Genomic DNA, 22,074 nt, shown 5'->3' with positions numbered 1-22,074 from the left:
ACCGACCAACAGCGAGCGCGTCGGAAACGGCCGGCCGGACCGAGGACGGACACCCCCCACCCCGGCCCCGACCCACAACGCACCGCAGGCGCGACAGCAACCGACCACCGGACCGCAACGGGCCGCCGCAGGCACAAAAGGGGCGCGGGGAACGGCGCGACCAGCCACAACGCACCCGCAGACGAAACACGACCCAGCGCCGCAGGCACCCGCACCCGCCGACTAAACCCGAATCGCCCGCCAGATCCGCTCCGGCAGTACCCGCCCCGCCTCCTCCAGATCCACGTCCCCCACCGACAGCCACCGCCGCGCCACCCCGATCACCGGCCCCAGCACCAACGACTCCAGCAGCGCCGGCGGCAACTCCGCGAGCTCCCCCCTGCGGGCCCAGAGGGCAAACCGCTCCGCCAGCGGTGACAACCGTGCCTCCTGCGCGTCCCGCAGCTGCCTGCCCTGCGCCATCCCCAGCCGGTCCGCGTGCGAGGAGTGCAGCAGCATCCCCGCCTCCGGATGCTCCCGTACGAACGCCAGGTAGGCCCGTACGACCGCCCGCACCCCCGTCCGAGGCGTGCGCGCATGCTCCAGCGCAGCCCCCAGCTCCGTCAGCAACCGCTCCAGCCACCGCATCACCAGCGCGTTCATGAGCCCGTCGACGCTGCCGAAGTGGTGGTAGAGGCTCCCCAGACTCACCCCGCTGGCGCGCGTCACCGCACTGACCGTCAGCCCCTGCTCCCCCGCCTCCGCGTACACGCGCAGCGCGGCGTCCAGGAGCAACTCGGCGGTGGCCTCGCCACGTTGCTGCTTGGGGCTCATCGGCGGACCGTCCTCGCCTGCGGTGCTGGTCCGGCACCCCGTACGGCACCGTGACGGTCAGCGTAGAACACCTGCTTCCGCCCCGGCCCGCAAGGGAATTTCCCGAACTATTTTCTAGAAACCCATTCTAGTTCAGCGCCTCCCTGCGTCACACTGACGGAACCGTACGCACGCTGAACAAACGGGGAGAACGTGAACGGGGAAGACGGCTTCGACCTGGCCGGCAGCGGCGCCGAACCGCTCCAGGACGACGATCCGCGGCACATCGGACCGTTCCCGCTGCTGGGGCGGCTCGGCGCGGGCGGCATGGGCCGCGTGTACCTCGGCGTGCACGCCGCCGAGTACGCCGCGGTCAAGCAGGTCCTGCCCTCCGTCGCCGGCGAGGACAAGGACTTCCTGCGCCGCTTCGGGCACGAGCTGGACAACCTCGCCCGGCTCCCCGCGCACGCCACCGCCCGCCTCCTCGCCAGCGACCGCGAGGCCCACCCGCCGTGGTTCGCCACCGCGTACGTCCCCGGCCTGACCCTGCGCGAGGCCGTCGACCTGCACGGCGGCCCGCTCCCGGCGGACGCGCTGTGGCTGCTGCTGCACGAGTCCGCGAAGCGCCTCGCCGCGGTGCACGACCTCGGCATGGTGCACCGCGACGTCAAACCGTCCAACGTGATGCTCACCGTGGACGGGCTCACCCTCATCGACTTCGGCGTCGCCCGCGCCGCCGAGCAGAGCCAGCTGACCCGGACCGGCATGGTGGTCGGCACGCCCGCCTACATGTCCCCGGAGCAGGCGTCGGGCGCGCGCCGGCTGACCGGCGCCGTGGACGTGTTCGCGCTCGGCTCGGTCGTCGCGTACGCGGGATGCGGACGGCCGCCGTTCGGCGACGAGTCGGGGCACGCCGTGCTGTACCGGATCGTCCACGAGGAACCCGGCCTGGACCCGCTGCGCGCGCTCGACGCCGAGCTGGCGTCCGTGGTGGCGTCCTGCCTGGACAAGGACCCCGAGGGCCGCCCCACCGCCACGGAACTGCTCGACCTGGCCGCCCCGCACGTCCCGCGGGTCACCGCCTGGCCCGGCACCGTCACCGAACGCCTCGCCGAGCGGGCGTCCTTCGCGGCGACGACACCACCGGCACCGACCCCGACGGCCACCACACCGGCCCCCGCCCCCGCCCCCATCCCCATCCCCGTCCCCGCCTCGGGAGAACCGCAGCCAGGACAGGCCCCGGACGAGCCTCCCGTCGTCACCACCAAGGGCTCGCAGGACCGCGAGCGACGTGGCCGCCGTACGTTGCTGGCCGTCGTACCGGTCGTGGTCGTCGCGGCCACCACCACCGTCGTCCTGCAACTCCTCCCGTACGCCTCCGCGCCGTCCCACGGCGACGAGGGGCGGCCCGGCGCGTCCGCACCGGTGGCCTCGTCGGGAGGCCAGACCTCGACGGCGAGCGCCACGGCCACCGCGTCGACGAGCGCACGGCCCTCCGGCGACCGCCCTTCGGCCTCCCCCTCGCCCGGCGACCCGAAGGCCCCACCGGCCCCGGCGGGGGCGGCCGCCGGAACCACAGCCGACGCCGCACAAGGCGGCCAGACCGGCACCACCACTGGCGGCACCACCGGCTCCACCGGCTCCACCGGCTCCACCGGACGGAACGGCGCCGGAACCACCGGCGGATCAGGCTCCACCTCCACAGGAACCGACACCGGAACCGGAACCGGAACCGGAAGCAGCACGGGCACCGGCACCAACACGACCGCCGGAGGCACAGGCACCGCCCCCCATCCCCCCGCCCCCACCGCCGCCCACCTCCGCAACGCCGAGAACGGCAAATGCGTGACCCAGGTCTACGGCTCCACCACTCTCGGCGCCTGCTCCGGCTCCGCCGCCACCTGGGCCCTGCGCAGCGCCGGCAACGGCACCGTGAAGGTCGTCAACCAGTCCAGCGGCTCCTGCCTGAGTGCCAACTTCAACGGCCAGTCCGTCGTGGTCAGCGACTGCTCCCAGGCCACCAGCGCCGTGCTGTGGCGCACCGGCTCCGGCTCCACCCTGATCAGCTCGTTCAACGGCGGCTGCCTGGACGTCGCCTTCGGCGGCGGTGTGACGACGCAGACGTGCCAAAGCGGGGCGGCGTCCCAGCAGTGGGGGAGGTCATGACCGGCCCGCACCGACACCACCCCGGCCCGGTCCGCCGTGGCGCAACCGACCGTTGGGGCAACCGACCGTTGGGGCAACCGGCCGTGGGATAACCGGCCGTGGGGCAACCGGCCGTCGGCTCAGTCCGCCGCGGAGTCCTCGCCGCGCTCCTTGCGGCGCAGTTCCTCCTCGCGGCGGCGCAGGTCGGCCTCCCACTCCTTGAGCAGGGCCTCGTCCTTCTTGTTCTCTTCCTTCAGCGACTTCAGGAACTCGGGGTTGTCGTCGGGGGCGACCCACTCGGTGCGGTGCCCGCGGTGCCATTCCGACGGCGTCGAGCCGCCCGCCGGCCGCGGCCCCCGCTGCCTCCCGGCCACCAGCCAGGCGATCGGACCGACCAGCACCTCACCGAAGAGCAGGATGATGATCACCCAGACCACCTTCGGCAGCCCCCGCACCTCCTCCTCCGGAGTGTTCAGGCAGTCGATGAACGCGTAGATCCACAGCGCCAGCACCAGCAGGAACGGCAGATACCTGAGCATGGACGGGAGTTCCCCCAGCAGACGGCGAGGGGCACACGACGGGCCCCGGTGACGGGCTCAGACTAGCCCGTGCCGGATACTGGGACGCATGGCTTATGACGATCTTCGCTCCCTGCTCAGGGCGCTGGAGCGCGAGGGCGACCTCAAGCGCATCAAGGCCGAGGTGGACCCGTACCTGGAGGTCGGGGAGATCGTCGACCGGGTGAACAAGGCCGGTGGTCCCGCCCTCCTCTTCGAGAACGTCAAGGGGGCCTCCATGCCCCTGGCGATGAACGTCTTCGGCACCGATCGTCGCCTGCTCAAGGCGCTCGGCCTGAAGTCGTACGCGGAGATCTCCGAGCGGATCGGCGGCCTGCTGAAGCCCGAGCTGCCGCACGGGTTCGTCGGGGTACGCGAGGCGTTCGGCAAGCTCGGCGCGATGACCCACGTACCGCCGAGAAAGGTCAAGGACGCCCCCGTCCAGGAGGTCGTCCTCACCGGCGACGACGTGGACCTGGAGCAGCTGCCCGCGCTGTTCACCTGGCCCAAGGACGGCGGCTCCTTCTTCAACCTGGGCCTGACCCACACCAAGGACCCCGGGACGGGCGTCCGCAATCTCGGTCTGTACCGCCTGCAGCGCCACGACCGGCGCACCATCGGCATGCACTGGCAGATCCACAAGGACAGCCGCAACCACTACCAGGTGGCCGCGCGGCGCGGCGAGCGGCTGCCCGTCGCGATCGCCTTCGGCTGCCCGCCGGCCGTCACCTACGCCTCCACCGCCCCGCTCCCCGGCGACATCGACGAGTACCTCTTCGCTGGGTTCGTCGCGGGCAAGCGGATCGAGATGGTCGACTGCAAGACGGTCCCGCTCCAGGTGCCGGCGCAGGCCGAGGTGGTGCTGGAGGGCTGGCTGGAGCCGGGCGAGATGCTCCCGGAGGGCCCCTTCGGCGACCACACCGGCTTCTACACGCCGCAGGAGCCCTTCCCCGCCCTGACGATCGACTGCGTCACGATGCGCAGGCGCCCGCTGCTGCAGTCGATCGTGGTCGGGCGTCCCCCGACGGAGGACGGCCCGCTGGGCAGGGCGACGGAGCGGTTCTTCCTGCCCCTGCTGAAGATCATCGTCCCGGACATCGTGGACTACCACCTGCCCGAGGCCGGCGGCTTCCACAACTGCGCGATCGTCTCGATCGACAAGAAGTACCCCAAGCACGCGCAGAAGGTGATGCACGCGATCTGGGGTGCGCACATGATGTCCCTGACCAAGCTGATCGTCGTCGTCGACGCCGACTGCGACGTGCACGATCTGCACGAGGTCGCCTGGCGCGCCCTCGGCAACACCGACTACGCCCGTGACCTCACGGTCGTGGAAGGCCCAGTCGACCACCTGGACCATGCCTCCTACCAGCAGTTCTGGGGCGGCAAGGCGGGCATCGACGCGACGAGGAAACTGCCCGAGGAGGGCTACACGCGCGACGGCGGCTGGCCGGACATGGTCGAGTCCGACCCCGCGACGGCGGCCCTGGTGGACCGCCGCTGGAAGGAGTACGGCCTGTGAGCAGCGCGTCCGCAGCGATCCCCCAGCCGGGACGCACGAAAGCCTTCCTGCGCCTGGTGATGATCGAGCACTCGGTCTTCGCCCTGCCGTTCGCCTACATCGCCTCCCTGACGGCGATGTTCGCGTGGGACCGGAACATCCACTGGGCCCGGCTGCTGCTGGTCACCGTCTGCATGGTCGGCCTGCGCACCTTCGCGATGGCCGTCAACCGGATCATCGACCGTGAGATCGACGCCCGGAACCCGCGCACGGCCCACCGCGAGCTGGTCACCGGCGCGATGTCCGTCCGCCACGCCTGGACCGGCGCGCTGGTCGCCCTGGTGGTCTTCCTGGGCGCGGCCGCGCTGCTGAACCCGCTCTGCCTGGCGCTGGCCCCCGTCGCGGTGATCCCGATGGTGGTCTACCCCTACGGCAAGCGGTTCACGAACTTCCCGCAGGCCATCCTGGGTATCGCCCAGGCGATGGGCCCGATCGGCGGCTGGCTGGCGATCAGCGGCGAGTGGTCGTGGACGGCGGCGATCCTCGGTCTCGCCGTGGGCGTCTGGATCGGCGGCTTCGACCTGATCTACGCCTGCCAGGACGTCGAGACCGACCGCGAGATCGGCGTGATGTCGGTCCCGGCCCGCTTCGGCATCCCGGGGGCCATCTGGGGCGCGCGGGCCTGCCACGCCGTCACCACGGCCCTCTTCGCCTGGTACGCGGTGGTCACCCACGCCGGTGCCTTCTTCTGGCTGGGCCTGCTGATCGTCGCGGGGGCCTTCGTCTACGAGCACACGATCGTCCGCCCGCACGATCTGACCCGCCTGAACAGGGCCTTCTTCCAGGTGAACGGCTTCATCGGCATCGCCCTGTTCGCCTGCGCCCTGATCGACCTGCTGGTCCGCGGCCTGACCGTGTGACGCGGCCGGTCCCCGCCGGTGAAGGACGGCCGACCCCGTCGCAGTAGGCCGGCCGGCCCCGTCGCCGTAGGGCGGCCGGTCCCCGTCGGTGCGGCGCGGGCGGTCCCGGGCCGGGGCATCGCTGCACACCCCGGTACGCTCAAGCTGTGAACGCAGGGAAATCGCAGCGTGCGCCTTGGATCGTGGGGGTGTCCGGCGCGTCCGGGACGCCCTATGCCGCTGCCGTGCTGCGGGCGCTGATCGCCGCCGGGGAGAGTGTCGACCTGGTGGTCAGCCGGGCCTCGCGGCTCACGCTGCTCGACGAGACCGGCATCTCCTTCCGGGACGCGCACTGGCGGGAGGACCTCACCCAGTGGCTGGCGCGGGGCGCCGACGGCAAGCCGGACAGCTTCGCCGTGGACGTCTCCGGCGTGCGGTACTGGAACGCCGGTGACCTGGCCGCAGGGCCGTCGTCGGGGTCGTATCCGGCGAAGGGCATGCTGATCGTCCCGGCCTCCACGGCGTGTGTCGCCGGGGTGGCGCTGGGGCTGTCGAAGGATCTGCTCCAGCGGGCGGCGAGCGTCACCCTGAAGGAGCGCCGGACGCTGGTCGTGGCCGTACGGGAGACCCCCTTGAACGGCCAGACGCTGCGGCACCTGGTGGCTCTGGACGACGCGGGCGCGAGTGTGGTGCCTGCCTCGCCGGCGTTCTACGCGGGGGCGACGCACATCCAGGACCTGGTGGACTTCGTCGCCGGACGCGTCCTGGACGCCGCGGGTGTCCCGCACGACCTGTACCGCCGCTGGAAGGGCGAACTGGGCGGCGGCACCGGCTGACCGCCACGTCCGGCCGCGACGCCGGCCCGCATCCACGCCCCCACAGCTCTCACCGAACTCCCAGACGCTCAACCCCCAGACCTCAACTCCAGATCTTCTCAGCGGAAGGCTTTCAATCGCATGGACGCGGTGGACAGGCAGCTCATCCAGGCCCTGAGGGAGAACGGCCGGGCCTCCTACGCCGAGCTGGGGCGCCTCGTCGGCCTGTCGGGCCCCAGCGTCACGGACCGCATCAACCGGCTGGAGGCGGCCGGTGTCATCACCGGCTACCGCGCCACCGTCGACGCGCCCTCGCTCGGCCTCGGCGTCACGGCGCTGGTCGGCATCTCGCTGTCCGACGCCGCCGACCACGAGGACGTGGCGCACCGGCTGAAGGACCTGCAGGAGATCGAGGACTGCTGGTTCATCGCCGGCGAGGACTCCTACATGCTCAAGGTGCGCGCGACCGACGTGGACGGCCTGGAGAGGATCATCCGCCGGCTGTCCGGGACCCGGGGCGTCTCCCGCACCCGTACCACCATCGTGCTGTCGACGAAGTGGGAGAACCGGGTCGGGGAGCTTCCCGAAGAGGTCTAGGGATACCGTTGGCCGTGCTGTCGGAGAAAGGTGTTGGCATGGACGTCGGGCTCAAGCGCGAGCTGGAGGAGAAGGTCCGCTCCGGTGAGCGGCTGACCCGCGAGGACGGCATCGCGCTGTACGAGTCGGACGACCTGGCGTGGCTGGGCGGTCTGGCGCACGAGGTGCGGACGCGGAAGAACGGTGACGTCGTCCACTTCAACGTCAACCGGCACCTGAACATGACCAACGTGTGCACGGCCTCCTGTGCGTACTGCTCCTTCCAGCGCAAGCCGGGCGAGAAGGACGCGTACACGATGCGCATCGAGGAGGCCGTGAAGCTCGCCAAGGCGATGGAGTCGGACAACCTCACCGAGCTGCACATCGTCAACGGGCTGCACCCGAACCTGCCGTGGCGCTACTACCCGCGGTCGCTGCGGGAGCTGAAGGCGGCGCTGCCGGAGGTGTCGCTGAAGGCGTTCACGGCGACGGAGATCCACCACTTCGAGACGATCTCGGGGCTGACCGCCTCCGAGATCCTCGACGAGCTGATCGACGCGGGGCTCGAGTCCCTCACCGGCGGTGGCGCGGAGATCTTCGACTGGGAGGTGCGGCAGCACATCGTGGACCACAAGACCCACTGGGAGGACTGGTCCCGCATCCACCGGCTGGCGCACGAGAAGGGCCTCAAGACGCCGTGCACCATGCTGTACGGCCACATCGAGGAGCCCCGTCACCGCGTGGACCACGTGCTGCGGCTGCGTGAGCTGCAGGACGAGACCGGCGGTTTCCAGGTCTTCATCCCGCTGCGCTACCAGCACGACTTCGTGGACATGAAGGACGGCAAGATCCGCAACCGGCTCCAGGCGCGGACGCAGATGGCGACCGGGGTGGAGGCGCTGAAGACGTTCGCCGTCTCGCGGCTGCTGTTCGACAACGTCCCGCATGTGAAGGTGTTCTGGGTGATGCACGGTGTGCAGACGGCCCAGCTGGCGCTGCAGCACGGTGCGGACGACATGGACGGCTCGGTCGTCGAATACAAGATCACGCATGATGCGGACAACTTCGGCACGCCGAACAAGCTGACCCGTGAGGATCTGCTGGAACTGATCCGCGACGCGGGGTTCCGGCCGGTGGAGCGGAACACGCGGTACGAGATCATCCGGGAGTACGACGGGCCGGACGCCGGGCGCCGGGAGTCGCCTCAGCCGATGCGGGTCTGAGCGCCGGCAGGCAGTCGTTCGGGTGCGGGCGCGTGGGGGCCGGTCGCGCCCACGCGGCGGAGCCGCATATCGACGGGGTCCCGCGCCCTTGGGTGGGTACTCGTGGTGCATGCCCACGACGGCGCCCGAAGATCAGTACACCGCCACCCCCTTCGTTCCCGAGCGCGGCGGGCTTCCGGCCCTGCGCAAAGCCGCCGCCGGCTGCCGGGGCTGCCCCCTGCACCGGGACGCGACGCAGACCGTCTTCGGCGCCGGGGACGCGCACGCGCGCGTGATGCTCGTCGGGGAGCAGCCCGGGGATCAGGAGGACCGGCAGGGCAAGCCGTTCGTCGGCCCGGCCGGCAAGCTGCTGGACCGGGCGCTGGCGGAAGCCGGCCTGGACCCGGCGGAGGCGTACGTCACCAATGCCGTCAAGCACTTCAAGTTCACCCAGGCCGAGCCGCGCAAGCGGCGGATCCACAAGGCGCCGAGCCTCAAGGAGATGACGGCGTGCGGGCCGTGGCTCGCCGCCGAGCTGGCCGTGGTGGAGCCGGAGCTGATCGTGGTGCTGGGTGCCACCGCGGGCAAGGCGCTGCTCGGCTCGTCGTTCAAGGTGACCGAGGTGCGCGGGACGGTGCTGGAGCGGGAGATCCAAGGGCGCAGCGAGCGGCTGGTGCCGACCGTGCATCCGTCGTCGGTGCTGCGCGCGGAGGACCGTGAGTCGGCGTTCCAGGGGCTCGTCTCGGATCTCAAGACGGCGGCTCGCGTCCTGTCGTAATAGATACGATGGGCCAATGCCCCTTACCTTCACCTTGGACCCCGCCGTCGACGCCGGTCTGCGCGACGGCATCCTCGATCTGTGGACGGACGTCTCCAACGCCGGCGGGGCCGTCGGTTTCGTGGCGCCGGTGACGCGGGAGACGATCCGGCCCGAGCTGGTGCGGCACTTCGCGGCGATGGCCGAGGGACGGACCCGGCTGCTGGCCGGCCACGACGAGGGCGGGCGGGTCGCGGCGACGGCCTTCTTCTCCTTCAACAGCCACCGGCTGATGACGCACTGGGTGTGGCTGTACACGGTGATGGTGCACCCGCGGCACCAGGGCCGGGGCTACGGCCGTGACCTGCTGGCGGCCGCGGCGGACGCGGCGCGCGGTTTCGAGGGCATCGAGGCGATCCGGCTGACCTGCCGGGGCGGCCTCGGCCTGGAGCGGTTCTACGGCTCCTGCGGCTACAAGGAGGTCGGCCGGGTGCCCGGGGCGATCCGGGTGGCGCCGGGGGACGACCGGGACGACATCACCATGCTGCTGCCGCTGCCCTGACGCGCGGACGCACCCCCCTCAGTGATCGGTACCAGGGCGTGCTTCACTGGAGACTGCCCCTGTTTGGATTCGGAAGAGTGGATTGAGATGCTCCGCTACACGCTGATGCGCCTCGGGATCTTCGTGGCCTGCCTCGTGGTCGTCTCGGGTCTCGTCTACTCCGGTGTCGTGCCGCGCGGCCTCGGCTCGTCCAACGGCATGTGGGCCGTTCTGCTCGCGCTGGTGATCTCCGCGCCGATCAGCTTCGTCGCGCTGCGCGGGGAGCGGGACCGGGCGTCGCAGAAGATCGCCCCCAAGGTGGACCGCATGCGCGCCAACATGCAGGCGAACCTGCAGGCGAACCAGAGCCAGGAGGACGTCGCCGACGACGCCGCCCGTGCGCAGGGCCAGCCGTCGTAAGGCACTCCGTCGCGCTGACAGCAGCGCCCCGGTGACCTCGGTCGCCGGGGCGCTTTGCGTTGTATGGGTCGATGCGGTGTCCGGCCTCTCAAAGCAAGGCTTTGAGATTCTCAAAGTTCAAGTGTTAACGTCTTGGGGTGAAGTCAGCAGCCGCGTCCCCTCAGTTCCCGAGCCTTCTGCTCGTGGCGCGCCTGCACGTGGATCTCTGCCGGTGCGCGTCCGGGATCTGTCGCCCCTGACGTCTCGCGACCTCTGTCTCGCGACCGCTCGTCCACGTCAGCCCCTACGCGTCCCCAACGGAGCATGTCCGTGTCCTCGAACACGAAGTCCTTCAAGGTGCCCTTCTGGGCCCAGATAGCCGCCGGCCTCGCCCTGGGTGTCCTGCTGGGCTGGATCGCCCGCAGTCAGGACGTGTCCTGGCTGGTGACCACCCTGGAGAAGATCGGCGACACCTTCATCGGCCTGCTGAAGCTCGCCGTCGCCCCGCTCGTCTTCTTCGCGATCCTGGTCTCGATCACCAACCTGCGGAAGGTCAACAACGCGGCGCGGCTGGCGACCCGCACCCTTCTGTGGTTCATGATCACCTCGCTGATCGCGGTGAGCATCGGTCTCGCCATCGGTCTGCTCACCCACCCCGGCGCCGGCACCGGGCTCACCCCGGCCGACGGCGGCAAGCCCCAGCACACCGGTTCCTGGCTCGACTTCCTCACCGGCATCATCCCGACCGACGTGATCACGCCGTTCACCGAACTGAACGTGCTCCAGATCGTCTTCATGGCCGCCGTCGCCGGTATCGCCGCGCTCCAGCTCGGCGACAAGGCCCAGCCGATCCTCACCCTGAGCGAGTCCGTGCTGGAGCTGCTGCAGAAGGCCCTGTGGTGGGTCATCCGGCTCGCCCCGCTCGGCACCGTCGGCCTCATCGGCCGCGCCATCGCCACCTACGGCTGGGACCTGATCGGCAAGTACGCCACCTTCACCGCCGACATCTACGCCGGCTGCGCGATCGTCCTCTTCGTCGTCTACCCGACGCTGCTGGCGACCGTCGCCAAGGCCAACCCGCTGCAGTTCTTCAAGGGCGCCTGGCCCGCGATCCAGCTGGCGTTCGTCTCCCGCTCCTCCGTCGGCACCATGCCGGTCACGCAGAAGGTCACCGAGCGGCTCGGCGTGCCGAAGGAGTACGCCTCCTTCGCGGTGCCGTTCGGCGCGACCACGAAGATGGACGGCTGCGCCGCGATCTACCCGGCGATCGCCGCGATCTTCGTCGCGCAGATCTTCGGCATCCAGCTGAACGTGGGCGACTACCTGCTGATCGCGTTCGTCTCCGTGGTCGGCTCCGCCGCCACCGCCGGCCTCACCGGCGCGACGGTCATGCTGACGCTCACCCTGTCCACGCTGGGCCTGCCGATGGAGGGCGTCGGCCTGCTCCTCGCGATCGACCCGATCCTGGACATGATGCGCACCGCCACCAACGTGGCCGGCCAGGCCCTGGTCCCGGTCATCGTCTCGGCCCGCGAGAACCTCCTGGACCGCGAGGCCTACGACGCGGTGGGCGGCGCCTCCCCGGTGGACGAGCCGGAGCACAGGCCGGAGCCGGAGCCGGCGACGGCGGCAGCGGCCTGACCGGCCAAGCCTCCGGGCACCAAGGGCGGCGGGACGATTCCCGCCGCCCTTCGGCATGCCCGGCGTCCTCGCGGACCGGGGCGGTGGTGAGCGAGCGGCCCGTACGCTGGTGCGCATGGGTTCGGGTTCGGGTTCGGTGAAGACCAGGCGGATGCCCCGGGCGGTCCGTGAGCGGCAGATGCTGGACGCGGCCGTACGCGTCTTCGGCCGGCGCGGCTACATGGCCGCCTCCATGGACGACATCGCCGAACACGCCGGTGTCTCCAAGCCGTTGGTGTATCTGTACCTGAACTCCAAGGAAGACCTCTTCACGGCCGTCATCCGCCGGGAGGCCACCGCGCTCACCGAGGCCGTCCGTCTCGCCGTCGACCCGGAGCTGCCCGCCGACCGCCAACTGTGGGACGGTCTGCTGGCGTTCTTCACGCACACCGCGCACCACCCGGACGCCTGGTCCGTGCTGCACCTGCAAGCCCGCACCCACGGGGAGCCGTTCGCCACCGAGGTCGCCGCGCGGCGCGCGGAACTCGTCGCCGTCGTGACCCGGCTGATCGTGGTCGCGGCCCGCGACGCCCACCACAACCCCGACCTCGCCGAGCGTGAGGTCGCCGGGCTGGCCGAGGCCCTGGTCGGCGCCGCCGAGTCCCTCGCCGCCTGGGGCAACGCCACCGACGGCGTCTCGGCCCGGCAGTCGGCGGCCACCCTGATGAACTTCGCCTGGTCGGGCCTCGGCAACCTGATGGCGGGACACCGCTGGTCACCCCCGCCGGCGTGAGCCGGGTGCCACCTCCTCGCATGCGACTCCGGCCCGCGTCACCCGAGCGGTGTGACGCGTCCCGTCAGGTGCACCGTCTCGGCGCCGCGCAGCGCGAACCGTCCCTCGCCGTCCGCCGCGTACCGCACCGTGCCCGGCAGGAGCACCGGCGCCCGGAACTCCGCCCGGACGAACGCCGCTTCGGGCACGCCGTGCGCGGCCAGGCAGCGCGCCACGGTCCACATGCCGTGCGCGATGGCCCGCGGGAAGCCGAACAGCCGGGCGGTGAGCGGATGCAGATGGATGAGGTTGCGGTCGCCGGAGACGGCGCCGTAGCGGCGGCCGAGGTCCGCGCCGAGCCGCCACTCGCCGACCACGGGAGGCGGCTGCGGGGCGGCCCCGGTCTGTCCGGCGGCCTCCGGCGCCGTGCGGTGCCGCGCCAGATACGTGCTCGTCGACTCCCATACGACGCCGCCACCGGCCCGCAGTTCGGTCACCACGACCGCCTCGGTGCCGCGCCGGTGCGGTGCCAGCCGCTCGACGCGCACCCCCACGTCGTACGTCCCCGTGGCGGTGAGCGCCGTGTGCCGGGTGATCTCGATCGACGTGTGGACCAGGCCCGGCAGCGGCAGCGGGAAGTCACGGGCGCTCATCAGGCGCAGGGCGAGCGGGAAACCGAGAAGGTGCGGGTAGGTGACCGGCAGGGCGTCGTCGCCGGCGAAGCCGCACACCCGCTCGTAGGCGGCCAGGCGCGCGAGGTCGACGCGCAGGCCGGGCAGCAGCAGCCGGACGGCGGGGGCGGCCGCGCCGGGGCGGGGCCGCTTCAGCGGGGACAGCAGCGCGCCGCGCACCAGCAGGGGCGTGAGGGCCGGCGGCCGGGTGAGGGTCTTCTCGCGCATCACGCCCCCAGCAGGCTCTGCCCGCAGACCCGCACGACCTGCCCGTTGACCGCGCCGGAGGCCGGGTGGGCGAGCCAGGCGGTGGTCTCGGCGACGTCGACGGGCAGTCCGCCCTGGGCGAGGGAGTTCATACGGCGGCCCGCCTCGCGGATGAACAGCGGTATCGCGGCCGTCATCGCCGTCTCGATGAAGCCCGGCGCCACCGCGTTGACGCTCACCCCGTGCTCGGCGAGCGCCCGCGGCGCCAGCGCGCGCACGAGCCCGGCGATGCCCGCCTTGCTCGCGGCGTAGTTGGTCTGCCCCGCGTTGCCCGCGAGCCCGGCGATGGAGGCCGTGGCCACGATCCGCCCGCCGCGCCTGAGCGTGCCCCGGTCGAGCAGCGCGTCCGTGGTGCGCAGCACGCTCGCGAGGTTGACGTCGAGGACGGAACTCCACCGGTCGGCGGGCATGTTGGCCAGCCGCCGGTCGCGGGTGATCCCGGCGTTGTGGACGAGCACGTCGAGGCCGTCGGGCAGGGCCGCGGCGATGCGCTCGCCCGCGTCGGCGGCCGTGATGTCGAGGGCGAGGGCGCTGCCGCCGAGCCGCTCGGCGACGCGCCGGGCGTCCGCCTCGGCCTGCGGCACGTCGAGGACGACGACCCGTGCCCCGTCCCGGGCGAGGGTCCTGGCGACCGCCTCGCCGATGCCGCGGGCGGCGCCGGTGACGAGGGCGGTGCGGCCGGCCAGGGGCCGCTCCCGGCCGTCCGGCACCGCACCCTGGACGTCCGGCACCTCACCCCGGGCGTCCGGCACCTCACTCCGGGCGTCAGGCGCCTCACCCCGGGCGTCCGGCACCCCGCCCCGGTCGTCCGGCGCCTCGCCGGGGAAGGCGCCGACCTCGATCACCTGCCCGCTGACGTATGCGGACTTCGGCGACAGCAGGAAGCGCAGGGTCGACTCCGCGGCGGCCGCGTCGGTGAGCCGGACCAGGTTGACCGTGACGCCCCGGCCGATCTCCTTGCCGAGGGAGCGGGTGAAGCCCTCCAGGGCCTGCTGGGCGGCGGCCCGGTGGTGGTCGCCCGGGTCGAGCGGCGCGCCGAGGACGACGATCCGTCCGCTGGTGGCGACCGACCGGACGACCGGGTGCAGGGCCGCGTGCACTTCGGCCAGCGCGGTCACGCCGGTGACGCCGGTGGCGTCCAGGACGACGGCGGCCGGACGCCCGGTGGCGGCGCCGAGGCCGGTGCGGGCCAGTACGGGTGCGAGGTCGAGCCGCGAGGGGCCGGCCCTCAGGTGCAGCAGTCCGCCGGTGAGCGCCGGCGCCTCGGGCGACCAGCGGTGCAGGGCCGCGGGCCGGGGCAGGCCGAGCCGGCGGGTGAGGAAGCGGCCGGGCGCGGTGGCGGTGAGGCTCAGGTAGCGGTCGGCCATGGAGCGCTGTCTCCTCGGGGATGCATAGTGCTTACTCATGAGTAAGGTTACCGCCGGTAAGGCTATGCCACGCGGGAGGAGCGGGTCGAGATGAACCCCTGACGCGCCACCGGGCCCCCTGCCGGACGGGCGCCCCTTCCGCCGGCCGCCGACGCGCCGTATCCCGTGTGACCTGCGCAACGTCAGCCCCTCTCACACGGTTCCCGACGCTGCACAGCCCCGGCTCCGGACCCCCTCGGAACCCGCACACGCCCCCCACAGGGGCCCCGTACGATTCCCCTGCCCGACCGCCGGTAACCGTCCGCCGACGCCACCGCCGGTGAACGCCCCGCCGGGCGAGGCACGTACGTCTTGCAGCCAGCAGTGCCGCTGCTGCACGCACCAGGAGCCGCCCGTGTCCACGCCGTACCCCACCTCCGCCGACTACGCCGGCCTCCGGGGCCCCGTCCTGGTGGCGCCGGAGACCAAGCGGATGGGCGGGGCGGTACGCGAGGCGTACGTCCCGGCCCTCGCCCGGCCCGTCCGCCACGGCTCGCTCGCCGACCTGCCCTTCGACAACGCCGACGCCGCGCCGGACGCCGTGGTGCTCAGCCGCCGCGACCCCTCCGGCAGCTGGCGGGACGTGACGGCGGCCGCCTTCGCCGCCGAGGTACGGGCCGTGGCGAAGGGACTGCTCGCCGAAGGCCTGATGCCGGGCGACCGCATCGCGATCATGGCGCGCACGACGTACGAGTGGACGCTGCTCGACTTCGCCGCGTGGGCGGCCGGCCTGGTCACCGTGCCGGTCTACCCGACCTCCTCGCCCTTCCAGACCCGCTGGATCCTGCAGGACTCCGGCGCGGTCACCCTGGTCACCGAGACCGTCGCGCAGGCCGCGGCGATCGGACCCGAGCGGGACCGCCTGCCGGACCTGCGGCATGTGTGGGTGATGGAGAAGGGCCACGTGGAGCAGCTCGCCGAGGTCGGCGCGGCGCACGTGCCCGACCAGGAGGTGGACGTACGGCGCGGGATGCTCGGCCCCGGCACCCTCGCCACCCTGATCTACACCTCCGGCACCACCGGCCGCCCCAAGGGCTGCGCGCTCAGCCACGGCAACTTCTTCGCCGAGGTCGACAACGCGATCGAGCTGCTCTACCCCGTGTTCCGGGCCAAGGGCGAGGACGAGCCGTCGGTGCTGCTGTTCCTGCCGATGTCGCACGTCTTCGGCCGCATGGTGGCGATCGCCTGCGTACGCGCCCGCGTCCGGCTCGGCCACGCCCCCAGCCTGAAGCCGGACGAACTGCTGCCCGACCTGGCGGCCTTCCGGCCGACCTGCCTGCTCACCATCCCGTACATGCTGGAGAAGGTCTTCAACTCCGCCCGTGCCAAGGCCGAGTCGGGCGGCAAGCTGTCCGCCTTCGACCGGGCGGTGGCGGTGGCCCGGCGCTACGGCGAGGCGGTCGAGGACCGGCAGACGGGCACCGGAAGCGGCCCGGCGGCGGCGCTGAAGGCGGGGCGGGCGCTGTACGACCCGCTGGTCTACCGCAAGATCCGGCAGGCCATGGGCGGCCGGGTGCGGTACGCGATCTGCGGCGGCTCCCCGCTCGGCCGGCGCCTCGCCGCCTTCTACGCGGGCGCCGGCATCGAGATCTTCGAGGGCTACGGCCTGACCGAGACGACCGGCGCGACGACGGTGACGCCGCCGCTCAAGCCGCGCCTGGGCACGGTCGGCTGGCCGCTGCCCGGCACCCGCGTCCGGATCGCCGCCGACGGCGAGATCCTGGTCGCCGGCGACCATGTGCTGCGCGGCTACTGGGACCCGGCGGCCGGCGGCGTGGTCCCGGCCGCGCAGGACGGCTGGCTGGCCACCGGCGACCTCGGCGAGCTGGACGACGAGGGGTACCTGACGATCACCGGCCGCAAGAAGGAGCTGCTGATCACGGCCGGCGGCAAGAGCGTGGCCCCGGCGCCGCTGGAGAACTGGCTGCGCTCGCACCCGCTGATCTCCCAGGTCATGCTGGTCGGCGACGGCCGCCCCTACGTCTCGGCGCTGATCACCCTCGACATGGACGGCGTCAGCCACTGGCGCCGGATGAACGGCAAGCATCCCGTCCCGGCCGAACTCCTCATCGGCGACCCCGAGCTGTACGCCGTCCTGCAACGCGCGCTCGACGAGGCCAACCGGATGGTCTCCCGCCCCGAGTCCATCCGCCGCTTCGCCGTCCTGCCGGTGGACTTCACCGAGGAGGCGGGCCACCTCACCCCGTCGATGAAACTCCGCCGCGAAACGGTCCTGAGCGACTTCGCGGACGTGGTCGAGGGACTGTACGGCGACCGCCGCTGACCCACGCGCGCCTTGCCCGCCGCCGTCCCGCCCCGCACAGTGATCCCATGGATCAAGCACAGGCACGGCAGTGGCTCGCCACGGCCGTCGACGAGGCGCGGGCCGGGCTCGCCGAGGGCGGCATCCCGATCGGCGCCGCGCTCTACGGCCCGGACGGCACCCTGCTCGGCCGCGGCCGCAACCGGCGCGTCCAGGACGGCGACCCCTCGCTGCACGCGGAGACGGCGGCCTTCCGCGCCGCGGGACGGCAGCGGTCGTATCGCGGGACGACGATGGTGACGACCCTCTCGCCCTGCTGGTACTGCTCGGGGCTGGTCCGGCAGTTCTCCATCTCGCGGGTGGTGATCGGCGAGGCGACCACCTTCCACGGCGGCCACGACTGGCTCGCCGAGCACGGGGTGGAGGTCGTCGTCCTGGACGATCCCGCGTGCGTCGCGCTGATGCGGGACTTCATCCAGGACGAGCCGGCGCTGTGGAAGGAGGACATCGGCGAGTGAGGCTGCGGCGCCCCCGACGCCGGTAGCAAGGGACCCGTGCCGGCTCAGACGCCCGCGTAGGAGTGCTTGCCGGTGACGAAGAGGTTCACGCCGTAGTAGTTGAACAGCCAGCACGCGAACGCGAGCAGCGCCAGGTAGGCGGCCTTGCGGCCCTTCCAGCCGGCGGTGGCGCGGGCGTGCAGGTAGCAGGCGTAGGCGACCCAGGTGATGAAGGACCAGGTCTCCTTCGGGTCCCAGCCCCAGTAGCGGCCCCAGGCGTCGCCGGCCCAGATCGCGCCCGCGATGATCGTGAACGTCCACAGCGGGAAGACGGCCGCGTTGATCCGGTAGGAGAACTTGTCCAGCGAGGCCGAGGACGGCATGCGCTCCAGCACCGAGCGGGCGAAGGTGCCGGGCTTGCCGCCGCTCACGAGCTTGCTCTCGTACGCGTCCTTGAACAGGTACATGATCGTCGCGACCGCGCCGACGTAGAAGGTCGCGCCGCAGAAGATCGCGGTGGAGACGTGGATGTAGAGCCAGTACGAGTGCAGCGCGGGCACCAGCTGGTCGCTGGCCGTGTACAGCACGGTGACGGCCAGGCCCAGGTCGAGCAGGACCGTGGTGATCAGGAACAGGCCGAGCCAGCGGACGTTCTTCTTCAGCGCCAGCAGGCCGAGGTACACGGCGACCGCGACGGTGGAGAAGGTGATGTTGAACTCGTACATGTTGCCCCACGGCGCCCGCTGCACCGACAGCGCGCGTGTGAGGACCCCGGCGAACTCCACCAGGAAGGCGAGCACGGTCAGGGAGATCGCGATGCGGCCGTACAGGTCGCCCTGCGCGTCCCCGCCGTGCGCGCCGGGCCCGTCGGGGACGTCGCGGGAGCCGGTGGCGGAGCGCACGGTGACCTTGGGCCGCTCCAGTACGGCGGTGCCGCCGGCCTTGTTGACGGTGACGGCCGGGGCCGTCGCCGCCTTGGACTCGGCGGTCAGCGCGGCCGCCGTGCGGGCGACCTTGCTGCGGCTGCCGAAGAGCCACTCGGCGATGTAGGCGAAGAAGGCGAGGGTGTACACGGCCATCGCGGAGTAGACCAGCACATTGCTGATGTTCGCGAGGTGTTCGTTGGTGGCGGCGGCGAGGGTCACTGCTTCTCAGCCCCTTCGGCGGGTACGGAGACTTCTGAGGGGTCGGCCAAACGGCCGGTTTCGGGCTCGGGGCCGCTTTCGGGCTCAGGGCCGGTTCCGGGCTCGGGGGCGCCCGGTGCCTGGTCGTAGAGGATTCCGGCGAGCTGCCCGAGCTCCTCGGGCACCTTCGCGGACTCGCTGCGGCCGAGCCCGGCCATCTCGACGACCGTGACGCCGTCGGCGCCGCGGACCGCGCGCACCCAGACGCGGCGGCGCTGGATGAACAGGGACGCGGCGAGACCGAAGACCGCGGTGATGGCTCCGCCGAGGGCCCAGCCGCTGGCGGGCTGCCGGGTGACCTGGAAGCCCGCCCACTCCTTGACGCCGTCGAAGGTGATCGAACCGGCGCCGTTCGGGAGCTGCATGGTCTGGCCGGCCTTGAGGCGCTCGGCGAGCGGGTCGCCGTTCGCCTTCTTGAACTGCTTCAGGTGCTCGGTGTCGAGCTGGTACACGCTCTGCGGGATGCCCGCGTCGACGCCCAGGTCGCCGTGGTAGGCGTTCAGCGCCAGCCGGGGGTTCAGCAGCGCCGGGAACTGGGAGAGCATCGTGCCCCGGCCCTCGCCGGCGAAGGTCGGGATGAAGACGGCCTGGAAACCGAGCTGGTCCTTCAGCCCCTGCGCGTTGCGGTAGCCGTCCATCACCTTGATCGCGCCGGAGGAGGTGACGTTGCCGTCCTGCGGCAGCAGCGGCACGGCGTCCTTCATGACGACGTCGCCCTTGCCGTCGCGGACGGTGACGACGGGCGCGTACCCGTGGCTGACGAGGTAGACCTTGGAGTCGCCGATCCTGAGCGGCTCGTTGACCTTGACGGTGGTCTTCTTGTCCTTGCCGTAGGCGCCGACGCTGTAGGTGAGGTGCGCCTCGTAGGTGCGCGGCGTGCCCCGGTTGGGTCCGGTGACCTCGTACGTGCCCTTGAAGTCGTCGAGCTTGAAGCTGAACGAGTCCAGGTCGTCGGGGGAGAAGAGGCTGCCGGACTTGAAGTCGTCGTACTGGGTGAGCGTGTTGGAGAAACCGCTGCCCTCGATGATGAGCTTGTCGCCCTCGGACTTGAACAACTGGCCCGCGGCGAACGCCACCAGCATCACGATCAGCGCGATGTGGAAGGCCAGGTTGCCCACCTCACGCAGATAGCCCTTCTCGGCGGCGACGGCGTCCCCGGCGACATGGGCGCGGAAGTGGCGCTTCTTCAGCAGGGCGAGCGCGGCCTCGCGGACCTGCTCGGGTGCGGCCTCGGTGCGCCAGGCGGTGTGCGCGGGCAGCCGGGTCAGCCGCTTGGGCGCGGCCGGCGGGCGGCCGCGCAGCTGGCCCACGAACTGCCAGGTGCGCGGGATGATGCAGCCGATGAGGGAGACGAACAGCAGGATGTAGATCGCGGAGAACCACACCGAGCTGTAGACGTGGAACAGGCCGAGCTTGTCGTAGACCGGCGCCAGCGTGGAGTGGTCGCGGCGGAACAGCTCGACCTTGGTGGCGTCGATGCCGGTCTGCGGGATGAGGGAGCCGGGGATCGCGCCCAGCGACAGCAGCAGGAGCAGCAGCAGCGCGACCCGCATAGAGGTGAGCTGGCGCCAGAACCAGCGGGCCCAGCCGATGACGCCGAGCGAAGGCGGAGCGGACAGCTCCTCCTGGGGCGCGGTGGAGAGCTGGGAGCCGGCCGCTCCCAGCTCCTCGGCGTCGGACGGGGCCGGGTCGGACCCGTACTTCGAGGTAGTGCTCATCGAGTCAGATCCCCACAGTGAAGCCGTCGGACCAGGTCTGCATGTCCTGCACGAGGCGGTCCCAGGCGCCGGTCAGCAGCAGCAGACCGGTCGCGATCATCATGGTGCCGCCGACGCGCATCACCCAGACATAGTGGCGCTTGATCCAGCCGAAGGCGCCGAGCGCCTTGCGGAAGGCGACCGCGGTGAGCACGAAGGGCAGTCCGAGGCCGAGGCAGTAGGCGACGGTCAGCAGGGCGCCGCGGCCCGCGCTCGCCTGGTCCATGGCCAGTCCCTGCACGGCGGCCAGCGTCGGGCCGATGCACGGGGTCCAGCCGATGCCGAACAGCGCGCCGAGCACCGGCGCGCCGATGAGTCCGGCCACCGGCCGGGTGTGGAAGCGGAACTCGCGCTGCGTCAGCCAGGGCATCAGGCCCATGAAGAAGACACCCATGAGGATCATGACGACGCCGAGGATCTTGCTCAGGACGTCCTTGTGCTCCTGGACGCTCTGGCCGAAGTAGCCGAAGAAGGCGCCGGTGGAGACGTACACGGCGGTGAAGCCGAGGACGAACAGGGAGGCGCCGGCGACCATCCGGCCGCGCCGGGCGTCGGCGAGGTCGGTGCCGCTGACCCCGGTGACGTAGGAGAGGTAGCCGGGGACGAGCGGCAGGACGCAGGGCGAGAAGAAGGAGACGAGCCCGCCGAGCAGGGCGATGGGCAGGGCCACCAGCAGGGCGCCGTTGAGCACCGTGCCGTTGGGGTCCGAGACCGCCGCCGCGGCGAGGGTGGTGACTTCTCTCACGTCACTTCTCCGCCAGTACCGGCTTGATCATCGACCGCAGCTTGTCCTCCGACAGGGGCTGCAGCGTGCGGGCCGCGATCTTCCCCTGGCGGTCGATGACGAGCGTGGACGGGATGGACTGCGGGTTGAGGGTGCCCTTCTTGAAGCGGAGCATCAGCTTGCCCGTCGGGTCGTACAGGCTCGGGTAGCTGATGCCGAACTCCTTGTCGAAGGCCTGGGCCGGGCCGGTGGAGGTGTCGCGCGTGTTGATGCCGACGAACTGCACGCCCTGGCCCTTGAGCTCCTGGTACACGTTCTCGAAGCCGGGCGCCTCGGCGCGGCAGGGCGGGCACCAGGAGCCCCACACGTTGATGACGACGACCTTGCCCTTGTACGCGGCGACATCGAGCTGCTTGCCGTCGACGGTCTCGCCGGACAGGTCGGGTGCGTCGGCGCGCTTGCCCTGGTCGGCGGTGGCGATGCCGTTCTTGCCCATGACGAAGTTGCTCTGGCCACCCCCGCCGGACGTGCCGCCGGAGCTGCAGGCGGACAGGGTCAGCGCGGCCGCCGCGGCCGTCGCGGCGAACACGGCGGCGCGGCTACGGGTGACCCGGGTGCGGGACGAGCGCTGGGGGGCGCGGCTGGCGGCACTCATGTGAAAAGTTTCGCATGTCCGTATCGGGGATCTCGGGCACCCCCCTTGCGGGCGGAAACCCGCATTTCAGGCGG

At 71.7% G+C, this 22,074-nt stretch carries 22 protein-coding genes; 14 read left to right on the top strand and 8 right to left on the bottom strand.

The genetic code is table 11. The features are described 5' to 3' along the window. Positions 1–222: 222 nt before the first annotated feature. Complete coding sequence (locus AC0B9F_RS36980; protein WP_472010079.1) at positions 223–813, bottom strand: TetR/AcrR family transcriptional regulator; 591 nt, start codon at positions 811–813, stop codon at positions 223–225. A gap of 192 nt (positions 814–1,005) precedes the next feature. On the opposite strand from AC0B9F_RS36980, the gene AC0B9F_RS36975 reads away from it, so the two are divergent. Further along, positions 1,006–2,958, top strand: a complete 1,953-nt coding sequence (locus AC0B9F_RS36975; protein ID WP_472010077.1) for a serine/threonine-protein kinase — start codon at positions 1,006–1,008, stop codon at positions 2,956–2,958. A gap of 119 nt (positions 2,959–3,077) precedes the next feature. Here AC0B9F_RS36975 and AC0B9F_RS36970 read toward each other — a convergent pair whose 3' ends face one another. Continuing rightward, positions 3,078–3,476, bottom strand: a complete 399-nt coding sequence (locus tag AC0B9F_RS36970; RefSeq protein WP_472010075.1) for a PLD nuclease N-terminal domain-containing protein — start codon at positions 3,474–3,476, stop codon at positions 3,078–3,080. An 88-nt stretch (positions 3,477–3,564) separates the two neighbouring features. Here AC0B9F_RS36970 and AC0B9F_RS36965 point away from each other — a divergent pair, with 88 nt between their 5' ends. The 11 genes from AC0B9F_RS36965 to AC0B9F_RS36915 all read left to right on the top strand — a co-directional run bounded on the left by AC0B9F_RS36965 (position 3,565) and on the right by AC0B9F_RS36915 (position 12,597). Next, positions 3,565–5,016 (top strand): menaquinone biosynthesis decarboxylase, encoded by a 1,452-nt coding sequence (locus AC0B9F_RS36965; protein ID WP_472010073.1) that lies wholly within the window; start codon positions 3,565–3,567, stop codon positions 5,014–5,016. Continuing rightward, entirely contained in the window at positions 5,013–5,915 is a 903-nt protein-coding gene (gene mqnP / locus AC0B9F_RS36960; protein WP_472010071.1) for a menaquinone biosynthesis prenyltransferase MqnP, read from the top strand. The genes AC0B9F_RS36965 and mqnP overlap by 4 nt, the downstream gene beginning before the upstream one ends. Positions 5,916–6,061: 146 nt before the next feature. Beyond that, positions 6,062–6,730 carry a UbiX family flavin prenyltransferase gene (locus tag AC0B9F_RS36955; protein WP_472010070.1) on the top strand — a complete coding sequence of 223 codons (669 nt, stop codon included), beginning with the start codon at positions 6,062–6,064 and terminating at the stop codon, positions 6,728–6,730. 120 nt (positions 6,731–6,850) lie between these two features. Then, entirely contained in the window at positions 6,851–7,306 is a 456-nt protein-coding gene (locus tag AC0B9F_RS36950; RefSeq protein WP_472010068.1) for an Lrp/AsnC family transcriptional regulator, read from the top strand. Between the two features lie 38 nt (positions 7,307–7,344). Beyond that, complete coding sequence (gene mqnE, locus AC0B9F_RS36945) at positions 7,345–8,508, top strand: aminofutalosine synthase MqnE (RefSeq protein ID WP_472010066.1); 1,164 nt, start codon at positions 7,345–7,347, stop codon at positions 8,506–8,508. A 109-nt stretch (positions 8,509–8,617) separates the two neighbouring features. Next, on the top strand, positions 8,618–9,265 hold the full coding sequence (locus AC0B9F_RS36940) for a UdgX family uracil-DNA binding protein (RefSeq protein ID WP_472010064.1): 648 nt from the start codon (positions 8,618–8,620) through the stop codon (positions 9,263–9,265). Between the two features lie 16 nt (positions 9,266–9,281). Beyond that, positions 9,282–9,806 carry a GNAT family N-acetyltransferase gene (locus AC0B9F_RS36935; RefSeq protein ID WP_472010062.1) on the top strand — a complete coding sequence of 175 codons (525 nt, stop codon included), beginning with the start codon at positions 9,282–9,284 and terminating at the stop codon, positions 9,804–9,806. A gap of 87 nt (positions 9,807–9,893) precedes the next feature. Further along, positions 9,894–10,205: a DUF4229 domain-containing protein gene (locus tag AC0B9F_RS36930; protein ID WP_472010060.1), complete on the top strand. Its 312-nt coding sequence runs from the start codon at positions 9,894–9,896 to the stop codon at positions 10,203–10,205. A 137-nt stretch (positions 10,206–10,342) separates the two neighbouring features. Continuing rightward, entirely contained in the window at positions 10,343–10,444 is a 102-nt protein-coding gene (locus AC0B9F_RS36925) for a putative leader peptide (protein ID WP_363268919.1), read from the top strand. A gap of 64 nt (positions 10,445–10,508) precedes the next feature. Then, on the top strand, positions 10,509–11,825 hold the full coding sequence (locus AC0B9F_RS36920; RefSeq protein ID WP_472010058.1) for a dicarboxylate/amino acid:cation symporter: 1,317 nt from the start codon (positions 10,509–10,511) through the stop codon (positions 11,823–11,825). A gap of 115 nt (positions 11,826–11,940) precedes the next feature. After that, positions 11,941–12,597: a TetR/AcrR family transcriptional regulator gene (locus tag AC0B9F_RS36915; RefSeq protein ID WP_472010056.1), complete on the top strand. Its 657-nt coding sequence runs from the start codon at positions 11,941–11,943 to the stop codon at positions 12,595–12,597. A 38-nt stretch (positions 12,598–12,635) separates the two neighbouring features. Here the strand turns inward: AC0B9F_RS36915 and AC0B9F_RS36910 are convergent, their stop codons facing one another. Next, complete coding sequence (locus AC0B9F_RS36910) at positions 12,636–13,475, bottom strand: MaoC family dehydratase (RefSeq protein WP_472010055.1); 840 nt, start codon at positions 13,473–13,475, stop codon at positions 12,636–12,638. Beyond that, positions 13,475–14,881 (bottom strand): 3-oxoacyl-ACP reductase, encoded by a 1,407-nt coding sequence (locus tag AC0B9F_RS36905; RefSeq protein WP_472010053.1) that lies wholly within the window; start codon positions 14,879–14,881, stop codon positions 13,475–13,477. The genes AC0B9F_RS36910 and AC0B9F_RS36905 overlap by 1 nt, the downstream gene beginning before the upstream one ends. A gap of 394 nt (positions 14,882–15,275) precedes the next feature. On the opposite strand from AC0B9F_RS36905, the gene AC0B9F_RS36900 reads away from it, so the two are divergent. Both AC0B9F_RS36900 and AC0B9F_RS36895 read left to right on the top strand, forming a co-directional pair. Next, positions 15,276–17,204, top strand: a complete 1,929-nt coding sequence (locus AC0B9F_RS36900) for an AMP-dependent synthetase/ligase (protein ID WP_472010051.1) — start codon at positions 15,276–15,278, stop codon at positions 17,202–17,204. Between the two features lie 47 nt (positions 17,205–17,251). Further along, on the top strand, positions 17,252–17,701 hold the full coding sequence (locus AC0B9F_RS36895; protein ID WP_472010049.1) for a nucleoside deaminase: 450 nt from the start codon (positions 17,252–17,254) through the stop codon (positions 17,699–17,701). Positions 17,702–17,745: 44 nt separating this feature from the next. On the opposite strand, the gene ccsB is transcribed toward AC0B9F_RS36895, so the two are convergent. The 4 genes from ccsB to AC0B9F_RS36875 are packed head-to-tail and all read right to left on the bottom strand — an operon-like array spanning position 17,746 to position 22,000. Then, positions 17,746–18,825: a c-type cytochrome biogenesis protein CcsB gene (ccsB, locus tag AC0B9F_RS36890; protein ID WP_472010047.1), complete on the bottom strand. Its 1,080-nt coding sequence runs from the start codon at positions 18,823–18,825 to the stop codon at positions 17,746–17,748. After that, the gene (gene resB, locus AC0B9F_RS36885) at positions 18,822–20,582 is read right to left on the bottom strand and encodes a cytochrome c biogenesis protein ResB (RefSeq protein WP_472010045.1); all 1,761 of its coding nucleotides are present in this window, start codon (positions 20,580–20,582) and stop codon (positions 18,822–18,824) included. Before resB ends, ccsB begins: the two co-directional genes overlap by 4 nt. Before the next feature lie 4 nt (positions 20,583–20,586). After that, positions 20,587–21,366 (bottom strand): cytochrome c biogenesis CcdA family protein, encoded by a 780-nt coding sequence (locus AC0B9F_RS36880; protein WP_472010044.1) that lies wholly within the window; start codon positions 21,364–21,366, stop codon positions 20,587–20,589. 1 nt (position 21,367) lies between these two features. After that, positions 21,368–22,000, bottom strand: a complete 633-nt coding sequence (locus AC0B9F_RS36875; protein ID WP_472010042.1) for a TlpA family protein disulfide reductase — start codon at positions 21,998–22,000, stop codon at positions 21,368–21,370. Positions 22,001–22,074: the final 74 nt, after the last annotated feature.

It is taken from the genome of Streptomyces sp. NPDC097129 (assembly GCF_055668065.1).
This window is presented reverse-complemented; position numbering and strand designations above follow the sequence as displayed.